Source organism: Pseudomonas sp. LD120 (assembly GCF_009861525.1).
In the GTDB taxonomy this organism is placed as follows: Bacteria; Pseudomonadota; Gammaproteobacteria; order Pseudomonadales; family Pseudomonadaceae; genus Aquipseudomonas.
On record NZ_WVHL01000003.1, the window covers coordinates 533,821 to 551,907 of the forward strand.

Below are 18,087 nucleotides of genomic sequence, written 5' to 3' on the forward strand. Positions count from 1 at the left end.
AAGGTATCAGCGTGGTCTGATGTCGCAGGGCTGTTTCGTTGTCCGCAAGGGTTATGGTTGCAGGGCGATCTCGATCAGCTCATGCAGCTCCTGCACCTGCAAGGGCGTGGCGCAGAACAGAATCCGGAACACTGTGGGCGCCACGATCAAGTTCAGTAGGCGATCAATGCTCGGCAACTGCCCTGCCTGGTCTTGATAGCGGTCAAGGATGATCTGCAGTTGCCCGCCGAGGATGCTCGCGCAATAGCCAGGCGTCGCGCTGCATTGCACGTCGCGCATCATGTTGCGCCCAGGCTCCGAGCTCATTTCATCCAGGTACTGCTCGGCCCACGCCCGCAGGTCTGAGTGCAGGCTGCCGGTGCTGGCCGGTTCGCTGTCAGGGCGCATGTGTGCCAGGGCCACATCGGCGAGCAGGGTCGCCAGATCGCCCCAGCGCCGATAGATGGTTGAGGGAGTGACGCCCGCGCGGGTGGCAATTTGCGGCACGGTCAGGGTCGAACGCTCCTGTTCTTCAAGGAGTTCGCGGACCGCTGTGTGGATGGATTCCTGAACCCGGGCGCTGCGGCCGCCTGGGCGTAAACCTTCTTTAATAGCCATGGGGCCGAACCTTAACACAAAGAATTTGCTTTAAGCCGTTGTCAGTTGCACACTCCGCAAAAGCAAAAAATTAGCTTTAGTGGAGTGTGTTCATGTCTGGTGCAATCGACACTTGTGTGTCCAACCGTCGCAGTTTGGTCTTTCTGGCGATCACTCTGCTCAGCTTTCTGGCCGCCTCCAGCGTGCCGACACCGTTGTATCACCTGTATCAGGAAAGCCTGCAGTTCTCCCCGGCGGTCTTGACCCTGATATTTGGGGTGTATGCCCTGAGCTTGCTGGCGGCGCTGCTGACCGTGGGCTCGCTGTCGGATTATCTGGGACGGCGACCTGTGATTTTCGCTGCCCTGCTCATCAATATCCTGGCGATGCTGCTGTTTATCAACGAAAGCAGTGTGCAGTGGCTGATTGCCGCGCGAGTGATGCAGGGCTTTGCCACTGGCATGGCCACCAGCGTGTTGGGCGCTGCGCTGCTGGATGTCGATCGACAGCGAGGCCCTTTGGTCAACAGCGTTGCGCCGTTGTTGGGCATGGCTTGCGGTGCTATGGGGGCCAGCGTGCTGGTGGAGTTCGCGCCGTTACCGCTGCAATTGAGCTACTGGCTGCTGTTGGCGCTGTTCGTGGTCCAGGCACTGGTTGTCTGGTGCCTGCGCGAAAGCGTCAGTCCGCAACCCGGTGCCTGGGCCTCTCTGCGGCCTGCGCTGCATGTCCCGGTGCAAGCGCGGCCTGCGTTATGGAGGGCGCTACCGGTGAATGTCGCGGTGTGGGCAGTGGGCGGTTTTTATCTGTCCCTGGCGCCGTCCCTGGTCCGTGTGGCCACCGGTTCCACTTCGAATTTGATGGGGGGAGCCTTGGTGGCCGTGCTCACCGTCAGTGGTGCACTGATGATTTTTTCCTCGCGCCAGCGCGCGGCGGACCACGTTCTGCGCATGGGCGCATGGTTGTTGGCACTGGGGGTGATGTTGCTCCTTGGTGCGGTGCACAGTGCCAGCCTGCTGTTGTTTTTCTTCGGCACCCTGGTGCTCGGCAGTGGCTTTGGCGCAGGGTTTCTGGGGGCGCTGCGCAGTGTGCTGCCGCTGGCCTTGCCCCATGAGCGTGCGGGTCTGATGTCGGCGTTTTATGTGCTGAGTTATCTGGCGTTCTGTCTGCCGGCATTGCTGGCGGGCAATCTAACCCGCAGTTTCGGCTTGATTGCCACCACCGATGGTTATGGGGCGGTGCTGATGCTGCTGTCTCTCGGAGCGCTTCTGAGGCTGTTGCGTCGTCCGGTGCTGTCCTGCACGCCAGCGGAGGGGTGAATCAGTACCTGATTTCACGGCGCCATTGTTGCCGGTCTGCGGGCCGTGTTCCAGGCGCGCTGAATGTGTAAAACATTGACCGGTGGTGGCATTAGCCGGTTGGCGAAGGGGCCGCTCAAGTTCATGATTGGCGCTTGTTTCCTGCACCTGAGGCATGTGTGATGTTCCCTGAATTTTGTCATCTGCTGGTCGATCGCGAACCCTATTCCCCTGCTTCATCTGTCGCCACCTTGAAGTCGGCTGCCCGCCGCTCAACGCAATGTCTGCTGTGACGGGGAGGTCGCTATGAAGGTTATTCGCAGTGCCGACTTTACTGGCGAGCGGGCCTGGGCTGCTCTGGATATCGCCAACATGAACGGCATCACTACGCGCCTACACTGGACTGACCAACCCTACCGGTGGCACGTCAATGATGGTCAGGAGGTGTTCGTGGTGTTGGGTGGCCAGGTGCAGATGCGTTATCGGGATCAAGGCCTGGAACAGGCGGTAATGCTAGAGGTGGGGGATATTTTTTATGCCGACCTTGGGACCGAGCATGTGGCGCATCCCGTGGGTGTTGCCAGGGTGCTGGTCATCGAGTCCGAAGGCAGTGTTTAGATTTAATATCTGCTAAATAGATAACAGATAGAGAAATTACCCGTTATATAGATATTCGATTTGGTTTTATCATGGTTTCCACCTCATCAGAGGGCAGGAGACAGCCATGACATGCACCCATAACGTTAAAGCCGGGGGGCGACCCTTTAGCCAGCTTCAGCACCCGCTTGAAGCCATTCGTCAATTCACGCCTAACTGGTTTGCCGCCACCATGGGAACCGGCGTTCTGGCGCTGGCGCTGGCGCAATGGCCGGCCGAGATTCCCGGGCTGCGCCAGGTGGCGGAAGGATTCTGGTGGTTGACCATCGCCCTGTTCCTGCTCTTTACCGCGATGTACACCGCACGCTGGGTGCTGTTCTTCGATGAGGCACGGAGAATTTTCGGCCATTCCACGGTTTCGATGTTCTTTGGCACCATCCCCATGGGGCTGGCGACCATCATCAATGGCTTGTTGCTGTTTGGTATGCCTCGCTGGGGCGAGGGCGTTGTCCAGGTTGCCGAAGCATTGTGGTGGCTGGACGTGGCGATGTCCCTGGCGTGCGGGGTGCTGATCCCCTACATGATGTTCACCCGTCAGGAGCACAGCATCGACCAAATGACGGCGGTCTGGCTGCTGCCGGTGGTGGCGGCTGAAGTCGCGGCGGCCAGCGGTGGTCTGTTGGCGCCGCACTTGCAGGGCGCCCACGGACAACTGGTGATGCTCAGTACCAGCTACGTGTTGTGGGCTTTTTCGCTCCCGGTGGCGTTCAGCATCTTGACCATTCTGTTGTTGCGCATGGCCCTGCACAAATTGCCCCATGAAAGCATGGCGGCTTCGAGCTGGCTGGCTTTGGGGCCTATTGGTACTGGCGCGTTGGGCATGTTGGTGCTGGGGGGCGATGCACCGGCGATTTTCGCTGCCAACGGTTTGTCGGGCGTCGGTGAGATTGCTGCCGGCCTGGGGTTGGTGGCGGGGCTCACGCTGTGGGGGTTTGGTCTGTGGTGGATGCTGATGGCGGTGTTGATCACCCGGCGCTATTTGCGTGAAGGCATTCCTTTCAATCTGGGCTGGTGGGGATTCACTTTTCCATTGGGCGTCTATTCGCTGGCCACTCTGAAGCTGGGCAGTACCTTGAATCTGAGTTTCTTCAGCATCTTCGGCGCGGTGCTGGTGGCGGCCCTGGCGGTGATGTGGCTGATCGTGGCCACACGCACGGTGCAAGGTGCTTATCAAGGAGGGTTGTTTGTCTCGCCGTGCATTGCGGGCTTACGGAAATAATCGCTAAAGATAGGTAAGGTTGTGGCCTGGATCGCCATTCGACATTCCAATAACAGTATCCACGCCACTCAGGGACATGGACGATGAGTCACCCTTCGCAGTTCACCTTGCTTCGCAAGCGGCGGTTTCTGCCGTTTTTCATCACGCAATCCCTTGGCGCTTTCAACGACAACATCTTCAAGCAGTCGCTGATCCTGGCCATTCTCTACAAGCTGAGCATCGAGGGTGATCGCTCGATCTGGGTCAACCTCTGTGCCTTGTTGTTCATTCTGCCGTTCTTTCTGTTTTCGGCGCTGGCTGGGCAGTTTGGCGAAAAATTTGCCAAGGACGCGCTGATCCGTCTGATCAAGCTGGGGGAAATCGCGATCATGGCAGTGGGGGCGGTAGGGTTTGTCTTCGATCACCTGTCGCTGATGCTGGTGGCGCTGTTTGCCATGGGCACCCACTCGGCGCTGTTCGGCCCGGTGAAGTATTCGATCCTGCCCCAGGCCTTGCGCGAAGAAGAGCTGGTGGGTGGCAACGGTCTGGTGGAGATGGGCACCTTCCTGGCGATCCTGGCGGGGACTATCAGCGCCGGGATCATGATGTCTTCGGCGCATTACGCAGCGATTGTCTCGGGCGCCATCATTGGTGTCGCGGTGCTGGGCTATCTGGCCAGTCGGGCGATTCCCCGAGCCGCTGCGGCAACCCCGGAAATGCGCCTGAACTGGAACATCTTCAGCCAATCCTGGGTCACGCTGCGTCTGGGCTTGAGCCAGACTCCGGCGGTATCGCGTTCGATTGTCGGCAATTCCTGGTTCTGGTTTGTCGGTGCCATCTACCTGACGCAGATCCCGGCCTATGCCAAGGAGTGGATGCACGGCGACGAGACGGTGGTAACCCTGATCCTGACCGTATTCTCAGTGGGAATCGCTGTCGGTTCGATGCTTTGCGAGAAGCTTTCCGGGCGTAAGGTCGAGATCGGTCTGGTGCCGTTCGGCTCTTTTGGCCTGACCTTGTTTGGTTTGCTGCTGTGGTGGCACTCCGGCGGTATCGCGCCACGCGCGGCAGAATACGACTGGCTTGAAGTCCTGGGGGTTGCCGAGGCGTGGTGGGTGTTGTTGGATGTGCTGGGTCTGGGGATCTTCGGTGGCTTTTATATAGTGCCGCTGTATGCGCTGATCCAGTCGCGCACTCCGGAGAATGAACGGGCTCGGGTGATTGCCGCCAATAACATCCTCAACGCGTTGTTCATGGTGGTTTCGGCGATTGTTTCCATTGTCATGTTGAGCGTGGTTGAGCTGAGCATTCCTCATTTGTTCCTGGCGGTGTCGCTGCTCAATATCGCGGTTAACGTCTATATCTTTGCGGTGGTGCCGGAATTCAGCATGCGCTTCATGATCTGGCTGCTCAGCCACTCCATGTACCGCGTCGAGCACCGCGACCTGGAACAGATTCCTGATGAAGGGGCGGCCTTGCTGGTCTGCAATCATGTGTCTTTTGTCGATGCGTTGTTGATTGGCGGCGCGGTGCGCCGGCCAATTCGCTTCGTCATGTACTACAAAATCTACAACTTGCCGGTGTTGAACTTCATCTTCCGTACTGCGGGGACCATTCCCATTGCCGCTCGGCACGAGGACATGGATATCTACGAAAAAGCCTTCAAGAAGATCGCACAATACCTGCGTGATGGTGAGCTGGTGTGTATTTTTCCCGAGGGCAAGTTGACGGCCGACGGCGAAATCAACGAGTTCAAAGGTGGCCTGACGCGGATTCTCGAGGAAACCCCGGTGCCGGTGATTCCATTGGCCCTGCAAGGCTTGTGGGGCAGTTTCTTCAGTCGCGATCCGAGCAAGGGCTTCTTTCATCGCATCTGGTCGCGAGTGACCCTGGTGGCCGGGCCTACAGTGGCGGTGGAGTTGGCGGAGCCGGCGTACTTGCAGACCCAGGTGGCGCAGTTGCGTGGCCCACGGCGCTAGCTTCTGCCGGATACAAAAACGCCCGCATTGCAGCGGGCGTTTTCATTTCGGCGCGTTGGCGGTCAGCTGGCGCTGACTTTCAAGCCCACCAGTCCGGCGATGATCAGCGCCACGCTGGCCAGGCGCACAAGAGCCATGGATTCGCCGAACAGGATGATCCCGGCGATGACCGTGCCGATGGCACCCACTCCGGTCCAGATGGCGTAGGCGGTGCCCAGGGGCAGTTCCTTCATGGCCAGGCCGAGCAGGCCCAGGCTGATGGCCATGGCGAGGATGGTCAGGGCGGTGGGCAGCGGACGGCTGAAACCGTCGCTGTACTTCAGGCCGACGGCCCAACCTACTTCGAACAAGCCGGCAAACAACAAAATGATCCAGGACATGCTGACCTCATCGGTGGGTGGGGTCGTCCCCAGAATTAATCACTCGATCGAGTGGCAAGGTCGTCCTCGCGGTGCGCAGTATACTGCTCAATCTTGATGCCTGGGTCAGCTTTTTTTGCGGTGCATGAGGTGTTGTGTTTCCAGTTTTTGCTCAACTGGGTCATGGCGAAGGGGAGGCAGGCGCCAAAGCCTGTTGGAGCAAGATTGCCTGGGACCAGGTAGACCAGGACTGAGAAATGAAAACGCCACCGAAGGTGGTGGCGTCTGAGGCAGAAGGAATCGGGTCGGGCGTCAGATGCCTTGTGGGACCTCTTCGCCACCCAACGCTTCGACCAGGGCTGGCAGGAAGTCGCCGAAGGTCAGCATCATCAGGGTGAAGCTGGCATCGAGCTGGCCTAGGGCTTCATCGCCACCGTCCTGCTCTGCCTGATCTTGCAACAGGTCTTCGAATTTTAGGCGCTTGACCACCATTTTGTCGTCGAGCATGAAGGACAGTTTGTCCTGCCAGGCCAGGGACAGTTGAGTGACCACCTTGCCGGTGCTCAGGTGCAGTTGGATTTCTTCGCCAGTCAGGTCTTGGCGTTTGCAGCGTACGATGCCGCCGTCCTCGTGGGTGTCACGCAGCTCGCATTCGTCGAGGACGAAGAAGTCGTCGGCGGCTTTCTGGGTCTTGACCCAGTCGGTCATGATCGCGGTTGGTGCGGTCTTTACCGTCAGTGGGCGAACCGGCAGGGTGCCGAGCACTTCGCGCAGAGTGGAAAGCAGGTCTTCGGCGCGTTTCGGGCTGGCCGAGTTCACCAGAATCAGCCCCTGTTTCGGGGCGATGGCGGCGAAGGTCGAGGAGCGACGGATAAAGGCCCGGGGCAGGAACGCCTGGATGATTTCATCCTTGATCTGATCGCGTTCCTTCTTATAGACCTTGCGCATCTGCTCGGCTTCGATCTCTTCGACTTTTTCCTTGACAGCGTCACGCACCACGCTGCCCGGCAGGATGCGTTCCTCTTTGCGCGCCGCCACCAGCATGAAGTCCTGGCTGACGTGCACCAGTGGGGCGTCTTCACCTTTGCCGAAAGGGGCGACGAAACCGTAAGTGGTCAACTCCTGGCTTGCACAGGGGCGCGCCAGTTTGGTCGCCAGTGCAGTTTCCAGCGCCTCAGCATCACAAGGCAGATCTTGGGTCAGGCGATAGATCAGCAGGTTTTTGAACCACATGGGGTGAATCTCTCCTTTATACAAAGGAGCGCATTATTCTCTTCGCCGCTGCTCAGGCCAACCCTTCGCTAAGCCTTTGGAAGGCCTGAAAAAATTATTATAAAAAGTGCTTGCCAGAGTGGGTGCTGCTCCGTAGAATGCGCGCCACACCGAACGTGAAGGGTGATTAGCTCAGCTGGGAGAGCGTCTGCCTTACAAGCAGAATGTCGGCGGTTCGATCCCGTCATCACCCACCATTCGCATTCAGTGTTACGCGCAGCGGTAGTTCAGTCGGTTAGAATACCGGCCTGTCACGCCGGGGGTCGCGGGTTCGAGTCCCGTCCGCTGCGCCATATTCGGTAACCTGGAACACTGAACGCCAGGTCACCACAGAAAGCCCGCTAACGCGGGCTTTTTGCTGTAAAGAGTTGGCGGGTCGTGTGGCCAATCATGGGAATTCAATTTTTTTGATAAATTTATCAATTAAATCAACACTTTAAGAATTTCTGTGGCATAATGCGCCCCGCAACGAAGGTAAAGGGTGATTAGCTCAGCTGGGAGAGCGTCTGCCTTACAAGCAGAATGTCGGCGGTTCGATCCCGTCATCACCCACCACTTACTTTTAAAGCTACGCGCAGCGGTAGTTCAGTCGGTTAGAATACCGGCCTGTCACGCCGGGGGTCGCGGGTTCGAGTCCCGTCCGCTGCGCCATATTCGGTAACCTGGAACACTGAACGTCAGGTCACTACAGAAAGCCCGCTAACGCGGGCTTTCTGCTGTCTGGGATTTGGTTGGATTCAGATCCTGTGCGAAAAAGCGGCCCGTGGGCCGCTTTTTTTGTTTATGGCTACTGCTCGGCGTTTCGGCTGTGCCGATAGTCGCTGACAGCCTCGTACACCGCCTTGCGCAAGCGGTTGATGCCGCCAATAGGGCGATGGGCTTCGATGCCGAACCAGGGGTTGAAGGACTGGTTGTCACAGGCCAGGTTTTGCGCGGGCGTGTCAAAATCCTGGGCGGGAATCTTCATCCGGGCCACGGTTTCAAACGGCGCGTCGCTTTCCTTCCATTCGATGCTGGTGTCTTCGATCGGCATGAACCGGCTTGGGTCCTGACGCTGGATCTGCAGGACGAAGCAGGCCGGAACCCGATCGGTGGAGAGTTGTTGGGTCAGGGCGCTGCGCAGGAAGTTGGGCAGGTCCTGATTCTGCGTCGGCAGGCTGTAGGCCGGGCAACTGCCTGGGTCCGGCATGACTCGGAACTTGGCATTGGCACTGCCGAATTTGTAGGGCGAAACCGAGAAGTAAGTGCTCTGGGTCGGACTGGCCGGTGCCGGTGACAGCGTGGCCAGGGCAATGAACAGGTGGCGGATCTGCCATCGGCGAGGATCCCAGCCAGGAAAGAAGGCCCCGACTTTCTTGCCGTCCGCCTGGGCCGCGATGTTCTGCTGATACTCGGCCACATCGCTGACGAAGAAGTTCGGATGATTGAACATCACGAAGTCTTGCTCGCGTCGCCCCGATTCTGTGGGTATCAACTGCTGCCCTGGCACATCCAACAGTTTGATTGCCATGCCGCGGGCGTCGCGAATGCTGTCGAACTGCGGATAGGCATTGCCATTGGACAAGCGCACCGTCGCTTGCCAGGTCTGGCCAGGACTGGCGAACACTCCCTGGCGCAGCTCTGGGCTCAAGTCCTTGAGTACCTGAACCTCGGCTTTAACGCAGCCGTGAGCCTTGGCATGGGCGTCGCGCAGGTAGCGAGTACCCTCGCGGTGCTGGTCGACGATACGCACGGCGGTCTGGATGATGTCCTGGGTGCGGGCGGCCTCATCGGCTGGGATCTGTTCCTGCACCGCCACCGGGCCGCTGTGCTGCCAGGCGAACCAGGCGCTGGCCAAGGCCCAGCTGGTCAGCCCGACTCCCCCTAGCAGCAACAGCATCTTGCCCAGTAGGGCACCCAGGTGTAGCCAGAGTCTGCCCAGCAGGGACGTTCGTTTTCTTGCGAGATCAAGTTTCATGGCAGTTGTGACTCCAGCGGTCCGCCCAGCACTTTCAGGTATTCCAGCAGCGCCCAGCGCTCTTGAGGTTGCAGTAATGGACCAATGACGCCGTTACCACGCTGGCCGGCGCGGAATTCGTGGCCACTGTTGTGGTTGCCGCTGATGCGGGTATCGAATTCAAAGCCGTTCTTGAAGGCTTCAGGACGATAGCCCAGGTGCTTGGGGTCGTACTCAAAGGTGCCACGGTAGAACGTGGTAGCGCGTTCCGATTGTGGGGAGAGTAGTTGATAGAGGTTGGGCACCGAGCCGTTGTGCAGGTAAGGCGGTGTTGCCCAGACCCCGGCCAGCGGACGAGCTTTGTAGGCACGCAATTCCCTTACGCCGATGGGCATGCCGTAGCCATCGAGTCGTGGACGTTCTTCGGGAGTGACTTTGGCGTCGCGATAGGCACGCTCTTCGACGAAGGCGGTGATGTAGGCCAAGCCCTTGGCGGCCGACAGTTGGCGCAGGTCCAGCGGCTCGCTGGGCGTTGGGTGCAGTTCGACATTGGAGTTGGCCAGCTCGGCCGTGTCCCATTGCAGGCTGCTCAAATCGTAGCGTAGGTCGGCGATGTTGCTGGCGGAGTTCGGGTCGGTACCGATCACTGAGATGGGGAGCATTTTCAGCTGTTGTACCGGTCGGCCGTTGCTCTGGCTCACCGTGGGGGCGTGGCACCCCGCGCAATGGGTGTTGAACAGGGAGCGGCCACGGGCGGCTAGCGGTTTGTCGATGGTGCCCAGCAGGGCTTCGGGCCAGGTCGGTGGTTTGAGCCGCTGCAGGGTCTCTTCGATGTGATTGAGGTCGCGAACTCGAACGCTGGAAGGGTAGCGGGCATCGCCGGTCAATGGCTGGCCGGCGGCGTCGAACAGGTTCAGGGTGGCACCTACGCCCAGTGCTTCGCCAATATTACGGGCCATGGGCTGTTGCGCCGAGCCGTTCCATTGCACCCAATCGAACGTCCAGATGTCCCATAGCTGGGGGTAATCCACCGGGGCGTTTGCGACGCGGTAGTTCTGCGGGGAAATGGCGTCACCGAAGCTGGCGTTGGCGATCCGACCGAAGGCGTCGGTACGCCCCGGGCCTTCCTCGGTGGGGTAGAGGCCGCGGTGAGTGTCGTTCCAGGCCACTTTCAGGAAGGTGTCCAGCGACTCCTTGAAGTCTTTTCGCAATTGTTCATGTTGCGCATCGTAGTTCGGACCTAGCACCTTGCGAGCAAAGCGCTCGAATTTCCATGGGGTGTAATAGGTCATGGCCAGACTGGCGACCAGGGCTTGACCGAAGCTGCCGCCGCGCAAGGTCGGTACGCTGGACGGCAGCACGTGTTGTGCCGAACCACCATCGATCCGCAACGCTTGATGGTTGAAGCGCAGTTCGCCGGTATGGCAAGCCGCGCAGGTGATATCCAGGTATTGCTCCTGGCTCCCCGGGTTTTGATGGCGGGTGAATCCTACTGGCAAGTTGCCTGGATTCTGCGTCGTGGCTGTTTGTCCAGGGTCCACCAGAAAGCCGAATCGCGCCAAGTGTTCGGGCGCGGCGAAGAGTTGTTGGGAGAAGGGGAGCTCCAGGGCGGTAAACCACTCATAACGCAGGCCTTTGACCTGAGTGCCCTGGGGGGTGAAATAGTAGGTTTGGCGGTCGGCGCTCGTCCATTGATCAAGGTAGTGCACCTGGGTTACAGGCACATATTCAGGGAGTTTCGGGTGGGCGACGTAGTACAGGATCACAGCCAGGACGAGGCCGATCAGTACGGCGATCAACAGCAATAAACGGTAAATGAGGCGCAAGATGTACTTCCTTGTCGAGTTTCGTTTCCTTATGCCTGAGCCCATCAGATGCGGCAAGTAGCCATTACTTGCGCTATGGTTATTCGCGCTCGTTCCAGCCTCACGGCCATCTGCCTGAATGGGGCATATCCCAGAGCATAAAATGCTTTTAAAGACGTGAACTTATCATTGATTTACTGCTCCTATGCCGGTAGCCATTGGTCGTGGCCGCCTGATAAGCTCGCGGCTTTATTCGATTGCCCTTTAGGCGCATGAACAAGGAAATAGCATGAAACAGCATCGGTTGGCGGCGGCGGTGGCCCTGGTTAGCCTGGTACTTGCGGGTTGTGATTCGCAGACCAGCGTAGAGCTGAAAACCCCGGCGCAGAAAGCTTCCTACGGCATCGGCCTGAACATGGGCAAAAGTCTTGCTCAGGAAGGCATGGATGACCTGGATTCCAAAGCAGTAGCCCAGGGCATCGAAGATGCCGTTGGCAAGAAAGAACAGAAATTGAAGGATGAAGAGCTGGTCGAAGCCTTCACCGCGCTGCAGAAGCGTGCTGAAGAGCGCATGGCCAAGTTGAGCGAAGAGTCTGCCGCTGCCGGCAAGAAATTCCTCGAAGAGAACGGCAAGAAAGCCGGTGTGATCACCACCGCTTCCGGCCTGCAGTACGAAGTACTGAAAAAGGCCGATGGTCCTCAACCTAAGCCGACTGACGTGGTGACGGTTCATTACACCGGTACCCTGACCAACGGAACCGTATTCGACAGCTCGGTGGAGCGTGGCAGCCCGATCGATCTGCCTGTCAGTGGCGTGATCCCGGGTTGGGTTGAAGGTCTGCAACTGATGCACGTTGGTGAGAAGTACAAGCTGTACATTCCTAGCGACCTGGCTTATGGCGCGCAAAGCCCAAGCCCGTCGATTCCAGCCAACTCGGTGCTGGTGTTCGAATTGGAATTGCTGGGGATCAAAGATCCAGCCAAGCAGGACGCGGCCAAGTAAGCTGTTTCAGCGCCTGAAACAACGCCCCGTTTTTACGGGGCGTTGTCGTTTCTGGAGGGCGGTGCCGGTAAAAAAAACGAACCGGCAGTCTTGTCATCGGTCTGAGCAAAGGATCAGTATTGGCTAGTCGTTGAGGGCTGCCAAGTCAATGAAATTATGGGCTTTTTTTATGTGAGTAAAAAACGCCCGATTTGAGCTCGGCCCTTATGAAATGGGGCTTTCAGGCTGGAAAAATAGCTCTGTTCACAAGGTTATCCACAATTTGTGTGGATAACATTTCAGTGGGAGTGATGATGAAAGCGCCTTGGAACTTTGCCCGCTTTCTGCCCTTGGCAGGCCGATTGTTAAGTCGGGGGCGTCTGCCGACGCTGTTGTTCGCTGTGGCAAGCAAAGGTGCCAGCCAAGGCGCGCGCCTGGGTAAGGTCAAGGAGGACTTGCGTCTGTTGCAGGCGCTTTGTCTGGCCTACTGGCGCGGTGAGTACCGAGCCATCAGCCCAAAGGCCTTGTTATCGGTGGTAGCAGGGCTGATGTATTTCCTGAGTCCGCTGGACGCAATTCCCGATTTCATTCCGGTGTTCGGCATGCTTGACGACATCGCCGTGCTGGCCTGGCTGATGAAAAACCTGGGTGACGAACTCAATGCCTTCAGCACCTGGCGTAACCGCCAGGCGCCGGAAAGACTCGTGCTGCTGGAGCGATTACCGGACACGTGCGAACAACTGCAGCTAGAAGGGCCTCGGAAAAGCTGAAGTGATTCGCGTGTCGGGATAACAATCATGCTTCCAGCGACCGCCGCCGCTGTTAGGATTACACTTCAAAGGAAAAATCCGACTCGATAAGTGTCGTTGTCCTACGGGGTAGTAATGGATATTCAGATTATTGAACGCGATGGTCAGCCCGAGTATGCGGTGCTGCCGTGGGCTCAGTATCAAGCTTTATTGACAGCCGCAGGTCTTACCAAACAAGTGTCGCAAGCTGCTGAAATGTCTCAGGCAGCTACCCCGGCCCAGAGTCTTCCGGGTCTGGATCAATTACGCAATCTGCGCGAAGCAAAGGGCATCGCCATTGAGGCGCTGGCCCGCAAAGTAGGCATCAGTCCGTCTTACCTGGCCCTGATTGAAAGTGGCGAGCGTCAACCCGACGCTGCGATTCGCCGTAGCTTGGCCTGGGAGTTGGCGGTACCGGGGTGGAGGGAGCAATCGTGAGTGTAAGGATCAGTCGTCAGCACTGGGATGGGCTGTTGGGTGAGCTGGACCAGGCCCGTCGTCAACGTCATCTTTTAACTTACCGGGCACTGTTGGAGCGCTTGCAACTGCCCAGTCCGGCCATGCAGACCCTGACGGCCGCGCTAGAGCATTTGGCGGCCCTGGATGCGCGCGCCGAGCAGCCGCTGCGCAGTTCTCTGGTAATCAGCCAGGGGGCCAGCCGTTTGCCGCGGACCGGTTTTTTTGAATGTGTGGAACGCCTGGGGCGTTTTTCAGGGCCTTCCGATGGTGTGGCCGCGGCATCATGGCACGCTTCGGAAGTGGCGCGTGTATTCGAGTACGAGTACCCCGAATCTGCGGAGGCTTGAATGTTCTGGCGACTCAAGGCGCGGCTCAGTTATTGGCTGGCGCGCCGGTTGTTTCATTGGCCATGGTTTGTTCGTGAGCCGCGCAGTTGGCGCTGGATGGAAGGGCAGTTCGCGCGGATGGCCAATCTGGGCGATGTCGACGCGCAGAGTTTCTACGGGCACATCCTGACCTTTCGCGGGCAGGGGCTTGGGGCGCGCGAGGAAGGCATTCGCCTGCTGCGTCTGGCGGCGTTGTCCGGTGATGCCAAGGCCGCCTATCAACTAGGCGTAATCAGCCTCTCCGGCTCAGCCAGCAAGGCTCCCGACGCTGTCGAGGCCGCTCGCTGGTGGACGCTTTCGGCTAAGGCTGGTCATCCCCTGGCAGACCTCAAGCTGGCACAGTTGAATCAGCCGGCTGATCCCGATCCCGTGCCGGCCCGCTGAGGTTCTCGGTCTCAACGCGGACTACGGTTTCCAGGCTGTCGATCACATGAATGCTGTAGCCCTGCACATTCTTGGCGTGATGCTTGGCTTGGGAGGCCAGCTCCGCCAACTGACTGGCATCCAGTTGTTCACAGGCCAGCGGATGTAAATGCACGACCCCGATGGACAGCGACAATAAGGGAAACTCCTGGCGCTCGCCCTGTCGATTGGGAGCGACGAAGCAGCCGGCCTCCAGGTGTTCATTGCGATAAAAGCGTCGGCACTGGCTGTGAAAGTCATCCAGCAACTGGTTCAGGCGCTTGCGCCAGTCCTCGGGCCCAAGCACCAGTAAAAAATCATCTCCACCGATATGTCCGACAAAGTCGCGGCTCGGATCCACTCGATCATTCAGACATTGCGCCAGACACAGCAAGACTTCGTCGCCGCGGCCGTAGCCATAGATATCGTTGAAGGGTTTGAAGCTGTCGATGTCCACGTAGCAGATCACCGACTCTCGTCCTTGCTGCAACAAGCGCGACAGGCATTGTTGAATCGGCACATTACCCGGTAGCAGAGTCAGTGGGTTGGCGTAGCGGGCCTGCTGGATCTTCAGTTCGGTGATCAGTTTGAGCACATCAATCACCCGTCCCAGCCCCAGGTAGTGGCCATTGAGGGTGATGATGAAGTCCTCCTCGATGCGTTGCCGGGCGCGGCTGGTGATCAAGCGGCTGACCTGCTGCAAGGACTGGCTGAGTTCGACTGCGAGGAAATCATCATTCATCAGGCGGCTGATGGGTTTGCGGGCGAATAGATCGGTCGCAAAGGGTTTGAGCAGCGCGTCCGAGAGCGAATGCCGATGAACGATGCCGCAAGGCTGGCCTTGCTCGTCGAGTACGGCCAGGGAATTGAGATTGGCTTGCCGGCGAAAGGCTTCCAGCACGTTGGCGGTCGCGGTGTTGCGTGCCACCGCCGGCTGTTCGTTGAGCAAGGCGCTGAGGTCGCTGCCTTCATCGTTCAGCGCCACGCTGGTGTTGTCGTGCTTGGGCATCATCACCCGTGTGTCACGAGGCGGTTGTTCCTGTGGGCGGCACAATAGGTAGCCCTGAACCAGATCAACGCCCATTTCGGTGAGCACTGCCAGCTCTTCGGTCAATTCGATGCCTTCGGCGATCACTTGAGCGCGGGAAGCCTTGGCGATCTGCAGGATCGAGCCGACGAACTCGCGCTTGAGGGCGTCCTGATGGATGCCATCGATAAAATGTCGATCGATCTTCACATAGTCGGGGCGTAACTCTGACCATAGACGCAGGCTGGAATAACCGGCGCCGAGGTCATCCAAAGCGATGGAAAAACCCATGTCGCGGTAGTGGTGCAGGGCATTTTGCAGCAGTTGAAAATCATCGATCGGTGCCTGTTCAGTGAGTTCGATCACGATCTGGCTAGGTGGAATGCCGAAGTCTTGCAGCAGTTGCAGGGTTCGGCCGGGCTGGTGCGTCGCTTCCAGAAGGGATTCGGGAGAAACGTTAAGAAAGAGTTTGCCGGGTAGGTGCTGCTCGCTGAAACGTTTGCAGGCGCTGTGGCGGCAGGCGATCTCCAGTTCACTCAGGCGTCCGGCCTGACGGGCCACCGAAAACAGGGCGACTGGGGAGTGCAGCGGGCTGTTGGACGGGCCGCGACTTAAAGCTTCGTATCCGAGGATGCGTCGCTCTGAAAGGGAAATGATCGGTTGGAACAGGCTGTGTAAACCGCTTTGAGCCAGAATTGAACTCAATGCACTCAGCTGTTCTGTCGTGGTCATGGCGATCTCTGTCGATAAAAAAGGACCGTTTGTCACCCTTGGGCCAAGGGTGGCAAACGGTCCTTTATTTCACGACAGAATGATGACTGTTTAATGACGGTCCGGGGAGCGACCGAATTAAATCGACATGCTCATTTAGTGCTTGGCTACCGAGGTGCTGAGTTTCAGATAGTCCAGCAGAATCCGCCCGGTCTCACTCAGGTAGGCATCATCTTCCGGTTTGGTTTTATCCGGCTCGGCAGCGGCCAGTGCGTCTTCGTCTTCTTTCTTCAGTTCTTTCAACGGCTCTTCGCCCTTGGCCTTGCGCCGAGTGTTTTCCAGGGCCAGTTGCTTGGCTTCGATGTCGGCGTGCTGTGCACGGCGATCGGCCTCGTTGAGGCTGACGGTTTTTTCCGCCATCAACTTTTGCGCCAGCGCCAGTTTGTCGCGGATGAACACGAACTCGGCATCTTTCGCCGAGCGGCTTTCATGATCAGCTTTGAGCTGCGCCAGGAAGGGTCTGAACGGGTCCATTGCGGGCTTGATGGCCGGGCGAATGGTGTCCCAAGGCATGGCTTCAGGCAGTGCGCTTTCGCCAATCTCTTTGGTGTCGATGATCGACGGATAGTCGATGTCCGGCAGTACCCCCTGATGCTGGGTGCTCTGCCCGGAAACCCGGTAGAACTTGGCCAGGGTCAGTTTCAGTTCGCCATGGTTAAGCGGCTGGATGGTCTGCACGGTACCTTTACCGAAGGTCTGGCCACCGATAATCAGTGCGCGGTGGTAGTCCTGCATGGCGCCGGCGAAAATCTCCGACGCCGATGCCGACAGACGGTTGACCAACAGCGCCATTGGGCCTTTGTAGAAGGCGCCAGGATTTTCATCCTCCAGCACATCCACGCGACCGTCGGCGTTGCGTACCAGTACGGTCGGGCCTTTGTCGATGAACAGGCTGGTCAGTTCGGTGGCTTCCTGAAGGGAGCCGCCGCCGTTGTTGCGCAGGTCGATGACCACGCCATCGACCTTGTCTTTCTGCAACTCGGTCAGTAGCTTCTTCACGTCGCGTGTGGTGCTCTTGTAGTTCGGATCACCGGCACGGAAGGCTTTGAAGTCCAGGTAGAAAGCCGGGATCTCGATCACCCCGAGCTTGTAGTTCTTGCCATCTTGCTTGAGGTTGAGGATCGACTTCTTCACCGCCTGATCTTCGAGCTTCACCGCTTCGCGAATGATGGGCACGATCTTGCTGGTTTGATCGTTGGGTGCGTTGCTGGCTGGAATCACTTCCAGGCGCACCAAAGTACCTTTCGGGCCACGGATCAGTTTGACCACTTCGTCCAGGCGCCAGCCCACGACGTCGACCATTTCCTTGTTGCCCTGAGCGACACCGATGATCTTGTCAGCGGGAGCCACTTGCTTGGTCTTATCCGCCGGTCCGGCCGGTACCAGGCGCACGACCTTGACCTGGTCGTTGTCGCTCTGCAACACGGCGCCGATACCTTCCAGCGACAGGCTCATGTTGATGTCGAAGTTTTCCGCGCTGTCGGGCGACAGGTAGTTGGTGTGCGGGTCGTATGACATGGCGAAGGTGTTGATGTAGGCCTGGAAGATGTCCTCGGCCCGGGTTTGGTTCAGACGCGCCAATTGATTCTTGTAACGCTTGGTGAGCGTCTCTTGAATCTGCTTGGAGTCCTTGCCGGCAATCTTCATCCGCAGCACTTCGTCCTTGACGCGTTTGCGCCACAGATCGTCGAGTTGGGCGGTGGTCTTGAGCCAAGGCGCGTCCTTGCGGTCTACCAGCAAGGTTTCCTTGGCGCTGAAGTCGATCTTGTCGACGCCTTGGTTGAGTTCCGCGAGGGCGAAGTCCAGACGCGCTTTGACCCGGTCCAGATACCGCTTGTAGATGGTGAACCCGGCGTTCAGGTCGCCGCTCTTGAGGAAGTCGTCAAACTGGGTTTTCCATTTATCGAATTCCGCGACATCGCTGGCCAGGAAGTAGCTGCGCGAAGGATCCAGTAGTTTCAGGTAGCTGTCATAGATGATCACCGAGCGCGCATCATCCAGCGGTGGTTTGCTGTAATGGTGACGTTTGAGCAGTTCAACGACATTGAGGCTGGCAATTACCTCATCGCGATCGGGCTGAAGGTTGTCCCAGCTATTGGCTGCGAACGTATTGGTCGACATCGGCAGCAGGCCGAAACCAATGAAAAGAGCGAGGGCGGTGCTGGGGAACAAATGCTTCATGCTGATTCGACGCG

At 58.3% G+C, this 18,087-nt stretch carries 16 protein-coding genes and 4 tRNA genes; 13 read left to right on the forward strand and 7 right to left on the reverse strand.

All coding sequences use genetic code 11. The features are described 5' to 3' along the window. Positions 1 to 51: 51 nt before the first annotated feature. Positions 52 to 597: a TetR/AcrR family transcriptional regulator gene (locus PLD_RS08710; protein ID WP_159891754.1), complete on the reverse strand. Its 546-nt coding sequence runs from the start codon at positions 595 to 597 to the stop codon at positions 52 to 54. Positions 598 to 689: 92 nt separating this feature from the next. Here PLD_RS08710 and PLD_RS08715 point away from each other — a divergent pair, with 92 nt between their 5' ends. The 4 genes from PLD_RS08715 to PLD_RS08730 all read left to right on the forward strand — a co-directional run bounded on the left by PLD_RS08715 (position 690) and on the right by PLD_RS08730 (position 5,705). Then, positions 690 to 1,892 (forward strand): MFS transporter, encoded by a 1,203-nt coding sequence (locus PLD_RS08715; protein WP_159891756.1) that lies wholly within the window; start codon positions 690 to 692, stop codon positions 1,890 to 1,892. 285 nt (positions 1,893 to 2,177) lie between these two features. Further along, positions 2,178 to 2,489, forward strand: a complete 312-nt coding sequence (locus tag PLD_RS08720) for a cupin (RefSeq protein WP_159891758.1) — start codon at positions 2,178 to 2,180, stop codon at positions 2,487 to 2,489. 106 nt (positions 2,490 to 2,595) lie between these two features. Beyond that, a complete protein-coding gene (locus PLD_RS08725) occupies positions 2,596 to 3,747 on the forward strand; it encodes a TDT family transporter (RefSeq protein ID WP_159891760.1) in 1,152 nt (383 codons plus the stop codon). Positions 3,748 to 3,830: 83 nt separating this feature from the next. After that, positions 3,831 to 5,705 (forward strand): MFS transporter, encoded by a 1,875-nt coding sequence (locus tag PLD_RS08730; protein ID WP_159891762.1) that lies wholly within the window; start codon positions 3,831 to 3,833, stop codon positions 5,703 to 5,705. A gap of 62 nt (positions 5,706 to 5,767) precedes the next feature. Here PLD_RS08730 and sugE read toward each other — a convergent pair whose 3' ends face one another. Together sugE and rdgC are read right to left on the reverse strand one after the other, a co-directional pair. Continuing rightward, positions 5,768 to 6,085, reverse strand: coding sequence for a quaternary ammonium compound efflux SMR transporter SugE (gene sugE / locus PLD_RS08735; protein WP_159891764.1), 318 nt, complete (start codon positions 6,083 to 6,085; stop codon positions 5,768 to 5,770). A gap of 291 nt (positions 6,086 to 6,376) precedes the next feature. Beyond that, positions 6,377 to 7,297, reverse strand: a complete 921-nt coding sequence (gene rdgC, locus PLD_RS08740; RefSeq protein ID WP_159891766.1) for a recombination-associated protein RdgC — start codon at positions 7,295 to 7,297, stop codon at positions 6,377 to 6,379. Positions 7,298 to 7,457: 160 nt separating this feature from the next. On the opposite strand from rdgC, the gene PLD_RS08745 reads away from it, so the two are divergent. From PLD_RS08745 to PLD_RS08760, 4 genes are all read left to right on the forward strand, one after another. Next, positions 7,458 to 7,533, forward strand: a tRNA-Val gene (locus tag PLD_RS08745). Between the two features lie 19 nt (positions 7,534 to 7,552). Beyond that, positions 7,553 to 7,629 (forward strand) — tRNA-Asp (locus PLD_RS08750). A 186-nt stretch (positions 7,630 to 7,815) separates the two neighbouring features. Next, positions 7,816 to 7,891: transfer RNA gene (locus tag PLD_RS08755), tRNA-Val, on the forward strand. 19 nt (positions 7,892 to 7,910) lie between these two features. Then, positions 7,911 to 7,987: transfer RNA gene (locus PLD_RS08760), tRNA-Asp, on the forward strand. Between the two features lie 136 nt (positions 7,988 to 8,123). Here PLD_RS08760 and PLD_RS08765 read toward each other — a convergent pair. Further along, positions 8,124 to 9,260, reverse strand: coding sequence for a catalase family protein (locus PLD_RS08765; protein WP_178116165.1), 1,137 nt, complete (start codon positions 9,258 to 9,260; stop codon positions 8,124 to 8,126). Between the two features lie 29 nt (positions 9,261 to 9,289). Beyond that, positions 9,290 to 11,098 carry a di-heme-cytochrome C peroxidase gene (locus tag PLD_RS08770; RefSeq protein ID WP_178116137.1) on the reverse strand — a complete coding sequence of 603 codons (1,809 nt, stop codon included), beginning with the start codon at positions 11,096 to 11,098 and terminating at the stop codon, positions 9,290 to 9,292. A gap of 268 nt (positions 11,099 to 11,366) precedes the next feature. Here PLD_RS08770 and PLD_RS08775 point away from each other — a divergent pair, with 268 nt between their 5' ends. From PLD_RS08775 to PLD_RS08795, 5 genes are all read left to right on the forward strand, one after another. Continuing rightward, positions 11,367 to 12,080: an FKBP-type peptidyl-prolyl cis-trans isomerase gene (locus tag PLD_RS08775; protein WP_159891770.1), complete on the forward strand. Its 714-nt coding sequence runs from the start codon at positions 11,367 to 11,369 to the stop codon at positions 12,078 to 12,080. Between the two features lie 293 nt (positions 12,081 to 12,373). After that, positions 12,374 to 12,829, forward strand: a complete 456-nt coding sequence (locus tag PLD_RS08780; RefSeq protein ID WP_159893444.1) for a YkvA family protein — start codon at positions 12,374 to 12,376, stop codon at positions 12,827 to 12,829. A 114-nt stretch (positions 12,830 to 12,943) separates the two neighbouring features. After that, positions 12,944 to 13,285, forward strand: a complete 342-nt coding sequence (locus PLD_RS08785; RefSeq protein ID WP_159891772.1) for a helix-turn-helix transcriptional regulator — start codon at positions 12,944 to 12,946, stop codon at positions 13,283 to 13,285. Further along, positions 13,282 to 13,653 (forward strand): hypothetical protein, encoded by a 372-nt coding sequence (locus tag PLD_RS08790; RefSeq protein ID WP_159891774.1) that lies wholly within the window; start codon positions 13,282 to 13,284, stop codon positions 13,651 to 13,653. Before PLD_RS08785 ends, PLD_RS08790 begins: the two co-directional genes overlap by 4 nt. Beyond that, positions 13,654 to 14,076, forward strand: a complete 423-nt coding sequence (locus PLD_RS08795; protein WP_159891776.1) for a tetratricopeptide repeat protein — start codon at positions 13,654 to 13,656, stop codon at positions 14,074 to 14,076. On the opposite strand, the gene PLD_RS08800 is transcribed toward PLD_RS08795, so the two are convergent. Then, the gene (locus PLD_RS08800; protein ID WP_159891778.1) at positions 14,021 to 15,853 is read right to left on the reverse strand and encodes a bifunctional diguanylate cyclase/phosphodiesterase; all 1,833 of its coding nucleotides are present in this window, start codon (positions 15,851 to 15,853) and stop codon (positions 14,021 to 14,023) included. The two genes, PLD_RS08795 and PLD_RS08800, sit on opposite strands and share 56 nt — an antisense overlap. 135 nt (positions 15,854 to 15,988) lie before the next feature. Then, positions 15,989 to 18,073 (reverse strand): carboxy terminal-processing peptidase, encoded by a 2,085-nt coding sequence (locus PLD_RS08805; protein WP_178116138.1) that lies wholly within the window; start codon positions 18,071 to 18,073, stop codon positions 15,989 to 15,991. Positions 18,074 to 18,087 lie beyond the last annotated feature (14 nt).

Excerpts from the sequence above, each read along its gene's own strand:
- PLD_RS08800 (WP_159891778.1), bottom strand. The coding sequence starts at position 15,853 with ATGACCACGACAGAACAGCTGAGTGCATTGAGTTCAATTCTGGCTCAA.
- PLD_RS08720 (WP_159891758.1), top strand. The coding sequence starts at position 2,178 with ATGAAGGTTATTCGCAGTGCCGACTTTACTGGCGAGCGGGCCTGGGCT.
- PLD_RS08715 (WP_159891756.1), top strand. The coding sequence starts at position 690 with ATGTCTGGTGCAATCGACACTTGTGTGTCCAACCGTCGCAGTTTGGTC.
- sugE (WP_159891764.1), bottom strand. The coding sequence starts at position 6,085 with ATGTCCTGGATCATTTTGTTGTTTGCCGGCTTGTTCGAAGTAGGTTGG.
- PLD_RS08725 (WP_159891760.1), top strand. The coding sequence starts at position 2,596 with ATGACATGCACCCATAACGTTAAAGCCGGGGGGCGACCCTTTAGCCAG.
- PLD_RS08780 (WP_159893444.1), top strand. The coding sequence starts at position 12,374 with ATGAAAGCGCCTTGGAACTTTGCCCGCTTTCTGCCCTTGGCAGGCCGA.
- PLD_RS08805 (WP_178116138.1), bottom strand. The coding sequence starts at position 18,073 with ATGAAGCATTTGTTCCCCAGCACCGCCCTCGCTCTTTTCATTGGTTTC.
- PLD_RS08775 (WP_159891770.1), top strand. The coding sequence starts at position 11,367 with ATGAAACAGCATCGGTTGGCGGCGGCGGTGGCCCTGGTTAGCCTGGTA.
- PLD_RS08730 (WP_159891762.1), top strand. The coding sequence starts at position 3,831 with ATGAGTCACCCTTCGCAGTTCACCTTGCTTCGCAAGCGGCGGTTTCTG.
- PLD_RS08710 (WP_159891754.1), bottom strand. The coding sequence starts at position 597 with ATGGCTATTAAAGAAGGTTTACGCCCAGGCGGCCGCAGCGCCCGGGTT.
- PLD_RS08795 (WP_159891776.1), top strand. The coding sequence starts at position 13,654 with ATGTTCTGGCGACTCAAGGCGCGGCTCAGTTATTGGCTGGCGCGCCGG.
- rdgC (WP_159891766.1), bottom strand. The coding sequence starts at position 7,297 with ATGTGGTTCAAAAACCTGCTGATCTATCGCCTGACCCAAGATCTGCCT.
- PLD_RS08785 (WP_159891772.1), top strand. The coding sequence starts at position 12,944 with ATGGATATTCAGATTATTGAACGCGATGGTCAGCCCGAGTATGCGGTG.